This window comes from Psychrobacter sp. PG1 (assembly GCF_014897815.1).
Lineage (GTDB): Bacteria > Pseudomonadota > Gammaproteobacteria > Pseudomonadales > Moraxellaceae > Psychrobacter.
Window position 1 is genome coordinate 59,067 of the sequence record NZ_JABUZG010000064.1, and the last position, 16,183, is coordinate 75,249.

At 42.4% G+C, this 16,183-nt stretch carries 12 protein-coding genes; 1 reads left to right on the plus strand and 11 read right to left on the minus strand.

The features are described from left to right. Window positions 1-59: 59 nt before the first annotated feature. The 5 genes from INT03_RS10520 to fmt form a co-directional block, all read right to left on the minus strand. Window positions 60-1,169: a LysM peptidoglycan-binding domain-containing protein gene (locus INT03_RS10520; protein WP_226950304.1), complete on the minus strand. Its 1,110-nt coding sequence runs from the start codon at window positions 1,167-1,169 to the stop codon at window positions 60-62. Between the two features lie 372 nt (window positions 1,170-1,541). Continuing rightward, complete coding sequence (gene thrC, locus INT03_RS10525; protein WP_193008905.1) at window positions 1,542-2,963, minus strand: threonine synthase; 1,422 nt, start codon at window positions 2,961-2,963, stop codon at window positions 1,542-1,544. Window positions 2,964-3,013: 50 nt separating this feature from the next. Then, a complete protein-coding gene (locus INT03_RS10530; protein ID WP_193008906.1) occupies window positions 3,014-3,547 on the minus strand; it encodes a hypothetical protein in 534 nt (177 codons plus the stop codon). Between the two features lie 9 nt (window positions 3,548-3,556). Beyond that, complete coding sequence (locus INT03_RS10535; RefSeq protein ID WP_193008907.1) at window positions 3,557-5,119, minus strand: transcription antitermination factor NusB; 1,563 nt, start codon at window positions 5,117-5,119, stop codon at window positions 3,557-3,559. A 119-nt stretch (window positions 5,120-5,238) separates the two neighbouring features. Next, entirely contained in the window at window positions 5,239-6,279 is a 1,041-nt protein-coding gene (fmt, locus tag INT03_RS10540) for a methionyl-tRNA formyltransferase (protein ID WP_413469126.1), read from the minus strand. 361 nt (window positions 6,280-6,640) lie between these two features. Here fmt and INT03_RS10545 point away from each other — a divergent pair, with 361 nt between their 5' ends. Beyond that, window positions 6,641-9,472 (plus strand): response regulator, encoded by a 2,832-nt coding sequence (locus INT03_RS10545; protein ID WP_193008909.1) that lies wholly within the window; start codon window positions 6,641-6,643, stop codon window positions 9,470-9,472. A 66-nt stretch (window positions 9,473-9,538) separates the two neighbouring features. Here the strand turns inward: INT03_RS10545 and INT03_RS10550 are convergent, their stop codons facing one another. The 6 genes from INT03_RS10550 to yidD form a co-directional block, all read right to left on the minus strand. Next, on the minus strand, window positions 9,539-10,213 hold the full coding sequence (locus tag INT03_RS10550) for a riboflavin synthase (protein ID WP_193008910.1): 675 nt from the start codon (window positions 10,211-10,213) through the stop codon (window positions 9,539-9,541). Between the two features lie 420 nt (window positions 10,214-10,633). Further along, a complete protein-coding gene (gene ribD, locus INT03_RS10555) occupies window positions 10,634-11,689 on the minus strand; it encodes a bifunctional diaminohydroxyphosphoribosylaminopyrimidine deaminase/5-amino-6-(5-phosphoribosylamino)uracil reductase RibD (RefSeq protein WP_193008911.1) in 1,056 nt (351 codons plus the stop codon). Window positions 11,690-11,726: 37 nt separating this feature from the next. Further along, window positions 11,727-12,203 (minus strand): transcriptional regulator NrdR, encoded by a 477-nt coding sequence (gene nrdR / locus INT03_RS10560; RefSeq protein ID WP_045442876.1) that lies wholly within the window; start codon window positions 12,201-12,203, stop codon window positions 11,727-11,729. A 122-nt stretch (window positions 12,204-12,325) separates the two neighbouring features. Beyond that, entirely contained in the window at window positions 12,326-13,771 is a 1,446-nt protein-coding gene (gene mnmE, locus INT03_RS10565) for a tRNA uridine-5-carboxymethylaminomethyl(34) synthesis GTPase MnmE (protein WP_193008914.1), read from the minus strand. Window positions 13,772-13,963: 192 nt separating this feature from the next. After that, window positions 13,964-15,661 (minus strand): membrane protein insertase YidC, encoded by a 1,698-nt coding sequence (gene yidC, locus INT03_RS10570; RefSeq protein WP_193008912.1) that lies wholly within the window; start codon window positions 15,659-15,661, stop codon window positions 13,964-13,966. Window positions 15,662-15,872: 211 nt separating this feature from the next. Then, window positions 15,873-16,183, minus strand: a 311-nt coding sequence (gene yidD, locus INT03_RS10575; RefSeq protein ID WP_193008913.1) for a membrane protein insertion efficiency factor YidD, incomplete at its 5' end; no start/stop codon positions are given.

Here is a 16,183-nt window from a genome sequence, read left to right on the forward strand (position 1 = left end):
AGGCTAAGTTAGTATATCCCGTCCAAAAATGAGCATGTTCTCACTTATAGTGTACTCATTTATAGATATGGCGGTGGTAACAGCTGGTCGCCGACGTTTAATGGTAGCTCTGAATCAAGCACATAAGCATAGCTAATATTATCGAAAGTATTGAATACCATGACCATACCGCTTGGCTCATTTGGTAAGCGTACTGGCGTGTCATTGTCTTTGGTATCGCGGATCAAGGCCCCTTTTTGATAGACAGTCAATACATCACCAGGCTTAGCACCATGGGTACTACCTAAATTGATAGCAACGACACTACCCTTCGCCGCCGAGCTGATTGAGTCCATGACGCGGACAATCATGCCACCACGACTGACCGTTGCAGGGGCTGGATAAAAAACAGGTGGAATAGAGTTATTCAACTCAACGAATACGCGATCACCTTCACGTACTTCTTTGTCGTAACTGTCGGTGAGCTGCAAACTGCTGACGCCGTTGGTTTCTGTCGAAGTAACCAAACCCGTCGCAACTTGCGTGACCTCTAAACCGATAACTTCTTGGGTTTTTGGCTCAACATATAGCTCTCCTTCACGGTAGATACCATAACGCTGACCGACGATCAGTGGCACACCTTTGGCATACACTTTATCGCCACTAGCGGTAATTAAGTTGCCTTTTTTAGAGGCCAATATATAAGGCGTGGTATTAAAATCTTGTGGATTAACGATGACTGTCTTATCTAACCAGTGTTGAATAGCAGACCACGGAAGCGGTGGAATACTGTTGGCTGTTGAAGTGACTGAGACTGTGCTAGATACCACGTTACCCGTTAACTGCTTTTCAACTCCAGCACAACCTTCGCCAGTATCAACACCAATTAAGGTTTTACCTTGAATAACACATAAGATAAGGATGTCGTTAGGATAAATAAGATTGGGGTTTTTGATTTGCTTATTGGTTGCCCAGATTTCTTTCCAGCGCCACGGACTGTCTAAATAACGTCCTGATATGTCCCACAACGTATCGCCTTTTTTGACGATATAGCGATTGGGCGCATCCGCTTTGATGGCTGGTGGTGGATTGTTAGCGTGGGCAGCACTCATTAGCATTGCACTACTAAATGTCGTAACTAATAATCCTTTTGCCAGTGCTTTTGCTGTCTTTTTTAAGCTCATCTTCATTGTTATATCCACAATATGTACCGCTGTTGTCGCCACAATTAGTACCATTTAGATCTATTACTTAACCTTAATCTTTGACTGTCATTAAAATAGTGACAAGCAATGAGGGTCGTAAAAGGACTTAACTGTACGATTATCATGACGCTTATAGGGCAGCTGTTCAGTGTAATTGGCTGGTATGATTACTAAAAAAGCGTCTAGCAAAATGATGAGTCGCCGACGCTGTTTCTAATATTACAATTATATCTACCATAACACAATCATAAACACTTTATTACAATGGCGTAACTTTTATATGAATATTATTTCTATAGTTCCTCATTGAAATTTATAGAGTTCCTCATGAAAATAAGCATTAAAATCCACTCTGATTTATGCTGGATTTGGTATCACATGCTGACGGATTTGTTCAGCCACCAGCTCAGCGCTGTTATCAAGCACCACCACATGTTGCGGTAAGCTCTCTAAGCCTTCGGTATGGGCTGGGCGTGCGATTTCTATTTGACCTATCGCTTCGATTATCGTATCTGCAAATTTCACTGGCAGCGCGGTCTCAGCACAGACAATCACCTCACCTTCGCGCTGTAGCTCTTTGGCAACCTTGATACCATCAGCGGTATGCGGATCAACCAACTCTCCATGCTGCTCATACAGCGCTTTAATGGTTTGTAAGCGGTCACTATGGGTCGATTTACCCGCAGCAAAACCGTAGCGAGTGTTGACCGCCTCCATTAGGTCAGACAAATCAAAGCCTTGACCAGATTTCACCCCTTCAAATAACTCATGAACGCGGGCGCTGTCTTTATCTAATAAGAGATAAACAAAACGCTCAAAGTTAGAGGCTTTAGAGATATCCATCGATGGGCTTGAAGTGATATAAGTTTTATCAGTCGGACGCGGCTGATAAGCACCTTGATTAAAGAAGTCGTTAAGCACGTCGTTTTCGTTGGTTGCGACGATTAGACGATCAACTGGCAGCCCCATTTCACGTGCAATGTGACCGGCACAAATATTACCAAAGTTGCCTGATGGCACGCTAAAACTGACTTTTTCATCGTTGCTTGTAGTGACCGCAAAATAGGCTTTAAAGTAATAAACAATCTGCGCTAGGATACGACCCCAGTTAATAGAATTAACCGTACCTAAATTATAAGCCGCTTTAAACTCAGCATCTTGCTGTAGGGCTTTGACGATGTCTTGGCAATCATCAAACATGCCGTCGATGGCAATATTATGGATGTTTTTATCAGTCAAACTATACATTTGCGCACGCTGGAATTCACTCATTTTGCCATGCGGTGACAGCATAAAGACTTCGATATTTTCTTTACCACGCAGGGCATATTCTGCTGCACTGCCTGTATCACCACTGGTCGCACCAATAATGGTGATGCGCGCGTCTTTCTTCTTCAGTACATATTCGAAAGCATTACCCAAAAACTGCATGGCAACATCTTTAAACGCTAACGTCGGACCATTCGACAAGCCTAAAATGTATAAATTATTGTCAAGTTTGCGGACAGGAACAATCTCAGCAGAACCAAATACCTCAGCGGTGTAAGTGCGCTCAATAATATCTTGCAGATCAGCCACCGGAATATCAGTAGCAAAACGCTGCATAATCGCCATTGCCAGCTGTGGATAGCTCAGCGCACGCCATTCGGTAAGCGTCGCACTATCAATATTCGGATAGTGCTCAGGCAGCATCAATCCACCGTCTGGTGCAAGACCCATTAATAACACATCACTAAAATCCATCGGCGCTGTCTGACCACGGGTACTGATATATTTCATGGTTTATCCTATATAAGCTTAGTTTTATGTGACTTCAGTCAGTATAAGTATCAACTAATACAAAAATTCGTTGGAAAATTAATATCTACAAATTCATCTCGGTGTTGATAAGCTTCAGTAAAGTCCTTCATAAACTGACTGAACACCTTTTCAAAATTATCTTTAGCAAACGTTAATTCAGGTACAGTATCAAACCAATCTATAGCATCTGGATTTTGCTTTTCGATTGAACCTGTAAGCAGTCCAAAACGCTTCCATACCACTTTATCATCGATGATATATTGTTCAGTGGCAATGGTGGTACAAGACAAATCATTATCTTCAGGGCAGACTAATAATGGTACATAGCTAATATTACCGTCACCTAACTGCCCTAAATAGTACCAAACGATCTTAGTATCGGAATATAAATCTAGGTTTAGACTCAGTCCTAGCTCTTCAACACCTAGGTTTCTGAACCGAGTATTCTTATTTATATACTCAGCAAGCCACTCATTAAATGCCACACCATCAACTGTGAGTTCTGCATGAAACACTTCAAGGTTATATTCTTGCTGAATATTAATCATAGAAAGATTGTTCATGCTATTACATTAACTCTTCATCAACAACGCATAATAGAAGCCATCGCCACTCGCACTATCTATTGGTAAGCACTGACGACCAATCGCCTGTTCAATACCCCAATTACAATCGTCGCTAAATTCAACAGCTACTACATTATTATAATAAGTCATAAAATCTTGCATCTGCTCGACGTTCTCTTGCTTTAGGATAGAGCAAGTGACATACAACAGATAACCGCCAACTTTAAGTTGTGGCCATAGATTGTGCAAGATATCCGCTTGTAAGAGTGCCGTTTGCTCAACGTCTTCTTCAGTACGCAAAATACTGATGTCAGGATGACGGCGGATTACGCCAGTCGCCGTACAAGGTGAATCTAATAATATAGCGTCAAATACGAGTTTGCTCTTTTTCTTACCAGCGCCTTGCCATGTCGTTGCATCAGCACAGACAATATTGAGCTCAATATTTTTCTCAGCTTGCTGCAAGTCGTGCTGACTTAAGTTTAAGCGCTGTAAATTAGTATGAATACGCTCGATACGTGGCGCCTCATTATCTATCGCAGTAATCTTAACTTTCGAAATCACAGGCGACGTTTCAGCATCGTCTTGTTTCACGTGAAACAACGAAGACTCATTTGAGCTGATTAATTCTAACCAATGAGCAAGCTTACCACCCGGCGCTGCACAAGCATCTAAAATGCGGATCTCGTTATTGCTCGTATCCGTATCGTCTTCTGCATCGTCGTTTTTAACACTCAGCTTATTAATTAAAGCGTTATGAATAAGCGGCGCGGCAAGCTGAGCATGCATATCTTGTACACTAGCCGCACCTTCAGCGAATTGCGGTAAGGCATTGACTGCGGTACTTTGATGTAATCTTAACCCTTTGGTTAATATGCTATTAGATGCGGCTGCATCCGATGAGCTGGGTAAATTAAAACCACTCGTTAGCTCAACCAAATCTGCTTCAACTTCAAATTCCACCAAGGCTTGCTGATAGTCCTCTATCGAAGTAACCGCTGTATTCACGCGCAAAAACATCGGCGCAGGTTGACGTAAACCCTGCATCAGATCGTCATATTGCTCACTCCAATCTTGCTTAAGCTGATAGGCAAGCCAATTCGGTAAGCTGTGTTTTTTATCACACTTCTTACGGAACTTACTTGGGTTCTTAGCGACTTTACGCAAGATGGCATTGATTAAACCTGTCGCATGGGCAAATTCGATTTCTTTTGCCGCTTCAACCGTTTCATGAATCGCCGCATGGTCAGCCACTTGCAAATAAAGCAGCTGGGTTAAACCTACTTGAATAGTGGTACGTACCTCTTTTTCATCAATAGAGTTATCAGCCAGACTATCGAGTAGACGCTCAAGGGCATACCATTGACGCAACGTGGTGAGCAGTAACGCATGGGCAAAACCTTTATCACCATCATGCAAACTGTTTAGTAGCGGATCAAGGACGCTCGCTAGCGACTGACCATTTTGAATCGCCAGTAAAGTGCGAATCACGCGGACGCGGACGCTACCATTCATGATAAGGTTGCTTGACGGTTTGAGCTTATTGTTTCTTGGCGCAGTGCTTCTCATTAAATTGAATTTCCTTGACGTCTAACAATTAGCGTCTGATAAAAGTTGGATTGTTTGGTATTAAATGACGAATATAAAAATAAATAAGGTTAAGCTGTATTAAACTGATTTAGGAGCAATTATTTTGAGTCTGCTGTGAACTGGTCACCATCATTTAATTGGTTACCATGGCAGATTTGCTCGGCTGTCATTGGTTTACCACCAGCAAACTGTAATTCGGTAATGGCTAAAGTGCTGGCTTGCGGTTTTTCGAGGCCATTATCAATATTACTGTCATGACCACAAGCTACCAATATCGCTTTGCGTCCAACGCTGATAACCGTACCAGCAGGCTGATTGGTTTGCTGTGATGCATTCACAGGTAAGCTGGCTAAAATCTTGACACGCTGCCCTGCCAAAAAAGTATATGCACCTGGCCATGGCGTCAAACCGCGAATTTGTCGTTCGATAATAGTCGCTGATTGTGTCCAGTTGATTTCGCCTTCGGTTTTGACCAGTTTCTCAGCGTAGTTGGCTTGACTGTCATCTTGAGGTACAGCCTGTGCTTGATAATGTGGCAAGTCCTTTAGCACGGTAATAATAGCCGTCGCCCCAAGCTCAGCCATTTTATCATGGAGGCTGGCAGCCGTATCATCAGCCTCAATAGGAGCGCTGATTTTGTAAATCATATCACCTGTATCTAAGCCCTTATCCATCTGCATAATGGTAATGCCAGTCTCGCTATCACCCGCCAATAATGCACGGTGAATAGGCGCTGCACCGCGCCAGCGTGGTAATAAGGACGCATGAATATTTAGGCAACCATAAGTCGGTGTGGTCAATACACCAATCGGCAATATCAAGCCATAAGCCGCGACAATCATCACATCTGGCTGATAACTACGCAGAATCTCACGTGCAATCACCCCTTCACTACTAGATTTTTTAAAGGTGAGAGGCTGCTCAACGGCAATATCATGCGCCAATGCGACTTGCTTTACTGCAGAGGCCGATAATTTTTGACCCCGTCCTGCCTTGCGATCAGGTTGCGTATACACAGCGACGATGTCTATATTCAATGCTTCTTGCTGGCTGATAAGCGCCTCAAGACTAACAGCGGCAAACTCAGGAGTGCCAGCAAACGCAACTCTTAAGCGCTTACTAGATGAGCAATCTTTCATCGTAGATGGCATGGATAAATCGGAGGCAGAAGCAATTATAGTCATAAACAGGCATTATATAGGGTTGATTGACTCATTATAGGTGAGTTTGCGATGTTGTGCCATGGTTGTAATAACGGTAATCGAGCGTTACCAATGATACGGTTTGTCTTTATAATAGAAAGCAAGCAGGGCGCTCTTATTGATGAGTTTATTTACAAAACAATGCGTGATTGAGCGATATTCCACTGCCATTCACCATTTTTTTCTAGATAATGGCTGTACAACCGTAAAAGATAAAACGGCTTGAATAAACCAGCTACTGTGCCAAACTGATTACTTACTCACTATGTTTCTTGTGTCGATATAGGACCACGCTTTCATGCAACAGTTCCAGTCCTTACAGCGCTTACTCATATTTTATGCACTGACCTTGCTGGTCATGTTGTCTATCTATTATTTTGCGCTGTTTCACGAGATAAAAAAACACAGTGAACAACACAGTATCGATACTTTTCATACATTGCAGTATGAAGTTACTGAACGTGATGATCTTCTAAACCCTGACATTAAAAGGATTTTAGAAAAACCCGTATTTGAAGACATAAGCTATCAGCTGGTTTTTATGATGCCCTCTGGGCAGACTTATATCCATCGCCATACTCAGCCCAATGAGCCTGCTTTTGCTAACGTTACGTTTCCTATCATTAGCTCATCCCCTTCTAATAATGGCAGTCATAGTGCTTACACGCTCAATAATCGCAACTTAACCGGCACCATTAAACTCAAAAGTGGTCATCAGCTTTATATTATATTGCGCCATAAGCCGCTGATCATTGACTGGATATCTTATCGCTACTGGTTACCATTGATGGCAGCGATCATGCTGTTTATTATCGCTTTGCTATATATGCTCAATCGTCGCACCAATTGGGAACAGCTGCTGATTTATACGGACAATCTAAGTAGCCACGCAAAAGAAGCCTATAGTCCGCCGCCTTTTTTGCAAAAAAAATCTACGCCTGAGTTTTTGCGTTTAGGCCATGCGCTGAGCCGTGTCAGCTACCAGCTGCATAATGACTATCGCCGCATTAAAACCCTAACACATCGTCTTGAACGTTTGGTTGATCAATCCCCTTTACCGATGCTGATGATCATGCGTCATGGTCAAATCAGCTTTTTCAATAAACGCTTTGAACAAATATTCATGTCTTTACCGCAAAGCGATAGCAACTATGAACTGACGGACTTTATCGCGGGTAAAGATGAATCCACGCAACGATTGCTGCAAACGTTATCCAACCTACGCGTCACTCGTACCTTAACAGTCTATGGGTTAGAAAATGAACAGACTTACCAATTGCACGTTACGCCATGGTTTGGTGAACATGGTCAGGTTCACGGCTTTACCGTACTGCTGAATAATGTTAATGAATTTGCCAGTCAAATAGGGCAATTACAGCAACAAAATCAACGGCTACAACGCCAAACTGATGAATTTAATACGATTAAATCGACGATGGGTCATGATTTGCGCCTGCCGTTAGAAGCAATGATTGACACGCTAGAACCGATTGATCCTGAGACCTTGACTGCTGCGCAGAATGACATTTTAATATCCTTAATTAAAAGCAGTCAAAGTATGCTCACGACGCTTAATGATGTGCTAGACATCGAGGAGATAACGGTAAGAAAAACCCGCCTAAGCATTGAGCCTGTTGATATTTATAGACTGGGGCAACAGGTCAGTCAGTCATTTATAGAAAGGATAAGGCAGCAAGGACTTGAGCTGCTGTACTTTTTTGCACCTGACGGTCCGCGTTGTATTGATACAGACCATCAGCGCCTACAGCAAATCTTGTACGACTTATTAGATAACGCGGTGAAATTTACCACTTCTGGCTATGTATCACTGACCATCGAAACAGTCAGTAATGCAGAGATATTAGCAACAAAAAACCGAAGCTTAGTAAATCTTAATAAAGACCTTACACTGATTAAAAATAGTCAAATCAATAAAGACAATCCCAATCATGCCTCACACGACTGGATTCGTTTTAGCATAAAAGACAGCGGTATGGGCATCGATATAGCGAAGCAACATCAACTGTTGGTTCAGCTTAATAAAAGCAGCAATCAAAACACCCATCGAAACGTTAATTACATGCAAAATAACACGACTGGGCAAGGCCTAGGGTTAAATAACGTCAATAGTTTTGCGCGATTATTGGGTGGTTTTATTGAAATAAAAAGCACGATGACTGAAGGCAGCAGTCTGAATCTTTATCTGCCTTGCAGACGTCCAAATTATCAGCCTATTTATCATCATAGTCAGCATTTGACTCATATCCATCTAATAGCAGTGATTAAACAACCACTACGTGCCAAACATCTGCGCGATTTTTGCTCATATTTATCGATGCCAGCTACTATCTACACTTCTATAGATAAATTAGATCTACAACAATTAAACGAAAAATTGGCGCAAGACGAGCAAAGACTCGCCCCTATCTTGCTATTAGATTATGAATATTATGAAACCCTGTCTATTGCTTCCGCTAATCAGGCGATAGGGAATGATGATAGACAACAGGCATTAAATACCTTACTCGATAATCCGTCGCTACCAAAGATACTACTTAGTATGAAACCTGAGCGCCGTATTCCCTCTATACTATTAGATAAATATGAAGGATTCTTGAGCAAACCATTAGATGCGACTTTATTGCTCTCTGAATTACTGCGCTTAACCTTACCAGCGAGACAGAAGCTGGTTCAAACCATAGAGATAAAAGAAGAGTGTAAGCAACTAGCAAACGAAGTAGATAAAGCTGCCAACGAGAATGTATTGCCACTTATCTTGGTAGTAGAAGACAGTCCAACCAATCAGAAAATAACGTGCAAGATATTGAGTAAACTTGGTTATCGTAGTGTGGTCGCAGAAGATGGTCAGCAAGCGTTAGATATGCTACAACAACAGCGTCAAGATATCTCACTCATTTTGATGGACTGTCGCATGCCTGTCATGGATGGGCTACAGGCTACCCAAGCGATTCGTGCGCAAGGCGATAAAATTGCGATTGTGGCGCTAACTGCAAACAACACCAAAGAAGATCGCGACGCTTGTATAGAAGTAGGAATGGATGAGTTTTTAGCAAAGCCGATCAATAAGAAAGAGCTAGAGTCGGTTTTACAGAGCTTTATAAAATCATGACAATCTGTAAAACTGACTCTTCAGGTTTAAACTATTACTTTATAAATCAATTACTTCATAAATCAGCTATTTCATAAAACCATTATCTGCTAAAAATGCTTCTGTAATTTGGCTTTGCGGACTTGGCGTATTCATACCACTGGTTTGCGACTTATTTAACAAACGTTCTAAATAGCGCGCGACGATATCCACTTCGATATTGACTTTATTTCCAACCAGCCAATGCTTAGCGATATTGGTCACTTGTGCGGTATGTGGAATGATATTTAAAGAGACAATATTATCTCGTACAAGGTTGGTCGTCAGACTAATACCATCAACCGTGATAGAGCCTTTGGTCGCTGTATAGTGCGCCAGCCCTTGTGGTATCTCAATCTCGATATAGATAGAGCGCGCATCTTGTTGCAGCTTACTGACCACGCCGACGCCATCGACGTGACCCGCGACGATATGACCACCAAAACGCGTGGTTGGTAGCATCGCTTTCTCTAAATTCACTGTGTGACCAGCTTTTAAAGTTTCTAATGCGGTACGAGCAATGGTTTCACGTGAGACATCGACCGAGTAATGATTACTACCTAGGTCTACGACGGTTAAGCAGATACCATTGGAAGCAATAGAATCTCCTAGCTTCACATCACTAAAGTCCAAACCATCAGATTCTATCGTCAAACGTATATCACCGCCCGTAGGCTGCATGGACTTAACCTTTCCAACACTCTCTATAATTCCAGTAAACATATCGACCTCATTTCATTATGATGTTGTCTTTATAGACAATATATCTTGATCTATTAAGATTGTGGCAGCATTTGTCTAAGCCAGTTTTTTATGGCAACTTGGGCTTAATTGAGCCTATGATGGGATAGATTGTGGATAAGTCCTCATAAATCAACTCATAACGTATTAAAAAACGAATTTCCGTTAAGTTATCCACAGAAAGCAAGATGTTGGCTAATATCAATAAAGATTAGTAATAAAACCTAAGTTGCTGATTATATTAGATTAATATGAAATTTTTTATAAAAGGTCTAGTTTTCTGTTTCATGTGAAACAAAGTTATACACAGTTTCATGTGGAACCTTGTACGACACTGGCTGCTTATCCATACTTAGCAAGTATTTAGCACAAACTGTGGATAAGCTGTTTATAAATAACAAGTTATAGCGGTAATAAAGTCAGTTTAAGGTCAGGAGTTAATGTTTCATGGCTATAAATATTAAAACGCAACTGCTGAGCTAGAGACAATGGGTTAAAATCGACCATCGGTCTTGCTTGCGCGCCCAACAAACAAGGCGCCTGATAAACAATCAACTCATCTACCAATTGTTGGCTTAAGAAACTACCAGCAACACTAGCCCCTGCCTCTACCAACACGTCATAACATTGATGATCACTGACTAACTTCTTTAGTAATTCAGTCAAGTTGTCTTCGCGCCAATAAATCGTATCCGGTCGACGGCATAACTGATAGTCAGACTGTAAGCTGTATTCTAAGCGCTGACGTCTATCGAGTACGACAACTTTAGGAGTAGGAACTTGTTCAGGTGGCACAGCTAGTTGGTTGGAACGTACATTAAGCTGTGGATTATCCGCGATAACCGTCTCACTACCGGTAATAATTGCGCCACTTTGTGCACGTAGCTTCTGCACATCTTCGCGGGCAGCCGCTGAGGTAATCCATTTTGACTCCCCAGATGCCATCGCGGTACGACCGTCAAGGCTGGTGGCAATTTTCAGTCGTACATAAGGCATCTGGGTGCGCATTGCCTTTAAAAACCCACGATTTAAAGCTTCTGCTTGCTCAGTTAATATACCGACTGTCACTTGAATCCCAGCCTGCTCTAACAGCTTTACACCGCGTCCTGCCACTTGCGGATTGGGATCAAGCCCTGCGATCACGACACGTTTCACACCAGCATTAATAAGACCCAAAGCACAAGGTGGCGTACGCCCCGTATGACTACAAGGCTCTAAAGTCACATAGGCAGTTGCACCTAAAGCCCTCGCACCCGCTTCTTTTAGCGCAAATACTTCTGCATGAGGCTGACCAGCTTTCGGATGAAACCCTTGACCGACGATCGCTTCTGCTTGCACGATGACACAGCCTACCGCTGGATTAGGTCTGGTGGTATATAAACCCTGTTTGGCTTGTTCGATCGCAAGCATCATAAAGTAACGGTCTTGCGCATTCTGCGTATGGTTTGAGAGCGTCATAAAGAGATACACTTAATAAAAAAGTAGAGGGTAAAAACTATTTAACGTTATCGTCAGCTTTTTCATTTGGACGAATATTGGCAATTTCTTGATGGAAAGCATCAATATCTTGAAAGTCGCGGTAAACACTAGCGAAGCGCACATAAGCAACATCATCTAACGTCTTAAGCTCACTCATGATAATCTCACCCAACACTTTGCTACTGATTTCACGCTCACCCATCTGTCTAACACGCTTCTCAATACGACTGATCATCGCTTCTTGTTCATCAATGGTGATAGGGCGCTTTTGTAGAGGTAATAAGATAGAACGACGCAGTTTTTCGTTATCATAAGGCTCAATTTTACCGCTTGACTTGATGATTCTTGGCATCACTACTTCTACCATCTCAAAAGTAGTGAAACGCTCTTGGCAGCTATTGCATGAGCGGCGACGACGGACTTGCGCACCTTCTGCCGCCAGACGCGAATCAATAACTTTAGTCTCTGACGCGTTACAATACGGGCAATGCATAGCGTTTCCTTATTTCAATATTAAGCGCAAGAATCACAGTCACTATTTATAAGAGCGAATGATAAGACCGAAATTTCTGAGAATTAACGAGCTGTATCAGGCAATTCAAAAAAATCGTCTTATTATTTTCCAATACAGAAACTACCAAAGATTTTGCCCAACAAGTCATCCGCACTAAACGCTCCCGTAATCTCACCCAAACTGTTCTGAGCTTGGCGTAAGCTTTCAGCGACTAACTCTCCTGCTTGAAAGACCGTTAACTGCTCATGCGCCTCTGCTAAAGAGTCGGCTGTGCGTCTAAGTGCATCTATATGACGTGTGCGAGCAATTAGGCTGTTTTCTGGTGGATGAAAACCGACCTTAGCACACAAGGCTTCTACCAGATTATCGATACCAGCACCTGTTTCACATGAAACATTAACTTGTTCATAACCACGTTCTTTTATTGCGATTTGCGAGACAGAGGGTATTTGACTGCTACTATCATCTAGTAAGTCACTTAACAAATCACTCTTATTAGCAATAATCAATAAGCGTTTAGCCTCTGGCAACTCACCAAATAATTGTTCTGCAAGCTGTAACGGTGTATCTTCTTCTTCAAGATCACGAGTCACATCGTAGACCATCAGTAGCATATCAGCCTGTGTAATGGCGGTACGTGCTCGTTCAATCCCAATACGCTCTACCATGTCTTCTGTATCGCGCAGACCTGCTGTATCGGTCAAATGCAGCGTCAAACCATTGAGCACGACGGTCTCCTGTAGCGTATCACGAGTCGTACCTGCAACGTCAGTAACGATAGCACGTTCTTGCCCTGCCAGACGATTCAGCAAGCTTGATTTACCCGCATTTGGTCTACCTGCTAGGACCACATGGATACCATCACGTAAGAGCTGACCCTGCTTGGCAGTCGCCAATACTTGCTGTATCTTGTCTTGCGTTTGCTCAAGTTTACTTTGTATAACACCGTCTGATAAAAAATCCACGTCTTCTTCGTCAGGGAAATCAATCGCCGCTTCAACATGCAAACGCAGATGAATAAGCTGCTCTAATAGCTGATTAATCTTCTTTGAAAACTCACCACTTAGGGAGCGAATGGCACTACTCGCAGCGGCAGCACTGGTCGCATCAATGGCATCAGCGATAGCCTCTGCTTGTACCAAATCCAATTTATCATTATCAAAAGCACGATAAGAGAATTCCCCAGCACCCGCTTGTTTTGCGCCCAGCTCAAATACCCTTGCTAACATTTGGTTTTGTAGAATCATGCCGCCATGCCCTTGCAGCTCAATCACATCTTCCCCTGTGAACGAATGCGGGCCTTTAAAGTACAGCACTAACCCTTCATCAATGACTGTACCATCAGCCTGATAAAAACGACAAAAACTGGCCATGCGTGGCGTAAAAGCAGACTTACCTGTTAGTGTACAGGCAATGTCATAAGCACGCGCACCAGACAGACGTACAACACCAACGCCACCTCTTCCAAGCGGTGTGGCAATAGCAGCAATCGTGGCCAAGCCAGATGCTTTAGGTGATTCAGATGCTTTAGGTACGTTTGACGCCATCTCTAGGGAATCCACAATTACTCTCAATAGCTAAAAACCCCATTATAGACGGCTGGACACAGACTGACAAAGCAAACTTTAAATAGCCATGCTTTGCGCTTATTTTATTTCAAGTCAGTGAGCGATAATAGAAATGTCACGCATAAAAAAACCACCGCCGTTGCGATGGTCTTTTATCAATTGATGAGCTACTTAGTCCAATACTTTCACAGTACGACGCTTTTGCTCTTCTTCGACTTTTTTATTGACAATATATTGCTGAGTCATACTGAACAAGTTGTTGACTGTCCAGTACAGTACGAGACCAGCTGGGAAAAACAGCATGAAAGCAGTAAAAATGATTGGTAAGAACTTCATCACTTTCGCTTGCATCGGATCAGCTGGCTGCGGGTTTAGCTGCTGCTGTACAAACATCGAGGCACCCATCAGTAATGGTAAAATAAACCAAGGATCCATCGCCGATAAATCCTGAATCCATAAAATCCAAGGCGCATGACGCAGCTCAACACTTTCAACCAACACCCAATATAGTGCTAAGAAGATAGGCATTTGCATCAAAATAGGCAAACAACCTGCCATTGGGTTGACTTTTTCTTCTTTATAAATAGCCATCATTTCTTGCGACATCTTCATTCGATCGTCGCCATGCTCTTCTTTAAGTGCGGCTAATCTTGGCGCAATCGCACGCATCTTCGCCATCGAATAATAGCTCTTATTCGAGAACCACATCAGAGCAATTTTGACTAAAATCGTCAATACAATGATTGACCAACCCCAGTTACCGATGACTTTATGAATACCGTCCAAGATGGCAAATAAAATTTTCGATATTGGCCATAACAACCCATAATCAACTGTTTTATTAAGGCCTACTGCCACATCTTTTAGCTCAGATTGTACTTTAGGACCAGCGTATAACGTGGCATCTAATGTCACTTGTTTATTTGGCGCGACATTGACAGGTTGACTGTTGAAACCGATGAAGTAATCATCGCCTGTTTCACGGCTAAAGAAAGTAGCGGTAAAGTTTTCAGGTATCCATGCTGATACAAAATAATGCTGTACAACACCAACCCAACCTTTATCACTACTAACAGCTAGCTCACCATCATTAAAGTCTTTAAATTTGAGCTTATTATATGGATCATCAGGGGTACCCCAAGCGCCGCCTAAATAAGTCGCCATACTAAGCGCACCTTTATCAGACATACCTGGATCTTTACTGTCATCACGTTTCAACTGGGCAAATAGCTGACCTTGCCACGGTTGTGTAGAAGCATTTTGTATTTGATAGCTAATATCAATCGGATATTTATTTTCAGTAAAGGTAAAGGTCTTAGTAACGGTCACGCCATCTTTTTTATAAGTCAGCGGTACTGACAGCGTCTGTTGCCCTGCTTCCATGACGTAATTATTAGCAGTATGGCTGTATTTGGCACGGCCTTCTGCAGTATCAATACCGTTAGGACCAATAAGACCAGACTGAGCCACATACACGCGATTACTATTATTCTCTAGCAATACGAAAGGCTTATCGCTATCGAGCGTTGCGTCATACTGCTTAAGAGCAGCATAAACAATATCGCCGCCTTCTGGGTTGATTTTTATATCATAGCGATCAGTAGTGACCGTGATTAATCCCGTGTCTTTAGCAGGCGTTGCCGTCACAGCATCATTAGCGACTGTATTATTATCAACAGGCAACGTCTGTACCGGAATATCACCTGCGGCACCAGTTGTCGAAGGGATGTCAGCACCTACTGAAGTAGTGGTTTCTGACACCGTATCTACAGCTGGCGCATCGGCATAATCATCTCGCCATGCCAAAATCAGCAGATAAGCGGTGATTAACATCGCAATGATGATCATCACCCGAAATATCTTTTGCATAAACCTTTCCTAGATTAAAAAATTAGGGAATGAAAAATTAGGGCATGTGTCATGACCGTACAATTATCATCATATGTGACAACAGTATTGCCAGTCATTTACATAAAATGTGCATCATTTTACTAAAAATCTGCCTTAAATGATACCAAGAGTGTGGATAACTTGTGGGTAACTAAATAGATATCCACAACTTCTCAGTCGATGACGAACGCTAGGTTAGTTTCATCATATGGTTTAAGCGAGACACATAGCCTTTATTATCTCTAAAAACATATAAACCTTGAACTTTGACACCAGTAGCTAGTTCGCTAAAAGTTACATATTGATAATGATAAGAGGATAACGGTAGCGGCACAAAATCAATGCCGTGTCCACCCAAAGGATGACAACTGCTGATACGTTTTAATAATAACCAACTGCCTGCTCGGACTCCATGCCATGCCAAAGCTTGTTTACCATAATTCGAGCACGTAGGGTAATAGCGGCAACGAGCAGGTAATAGTGGACTTATTAACTTTTGAT

Bases quoted from the DNA above. Each gene is read 5' to 3' on its own strand.
- INT03_RS10520 (WP_226950304.1), bottom strand. From the start codon at position 1,169: ATGAAGATGAGCTTAAAAAAGACAGCAAAAGCACTGGCAAAAGGATTA.
- thrC (WP_193008905.1), bottom strand. From the start codon at position 2,963: ATGAAATATATCAGTACCCGTGGTCAGACAGCGCCGATGGATTTTAGT.
- INT03_RS10530 (WP_193008906.1), bottom strand. From the start codon at position 3,547: ATGAACAATCTTTCTATGATTAATATTCAGCAAGAATATAACCTTGAA.
- INT03_RS10535 (WP_193008907.1), bottom strand. From the start codon at position 5,119: ATGAGAAGCACTGCGCCAAGAAACAATAAGCTCAAACCGTCAAGCAAC.
- fmt (WP_413469126.1), bottom strand. From the start codon at position 6,279: ATGAAAGATTGCTCATCTAGTAAGCGCTTAAGAGTTGCGTTTGCTGGC.
- INT03_RS10545 (WP_193008909.1), top strand. From the start codon at position 6,641: ATGCAACAGTTCCAGTCCTTACAGCGCTTACTCATATTTTATGCACTG.
- INT03_RS10550 (WP_193008910.1), bottom strand. From the start codon at position 10,213: ATGTTTACTGGAATTATAGAGAGTGTTGGAAAGGTTAAGTCCATGCAG.
- ribD (WP_193008911.1), bottom strand. From the start codon at position 11,689: ATGACGCTCTCAAACCATACGCAGAATGCGCAAGACCGTTACTTTATG.
- nrdR (WP_045442876.1), bottom strand. From the start codon at position 12,203: ATGCATTGCCCGTATTGTAACGCGTCAGAGACTAAAGTTATTGATTCG.
- mnmE (WP_193008914.1), bottom strand. From the start codon at position 13,771: ATGGCGTCAAACGTACCTAAAGCATCTGAATCACCTAAAGCATCTGGC.
- yidC (WP_193008912.1), bottom strand. From the start codon at position 15,661: ATGCAAAAGATATTTCGGGTGATGATCATCATTGCGATGTTAATCACC.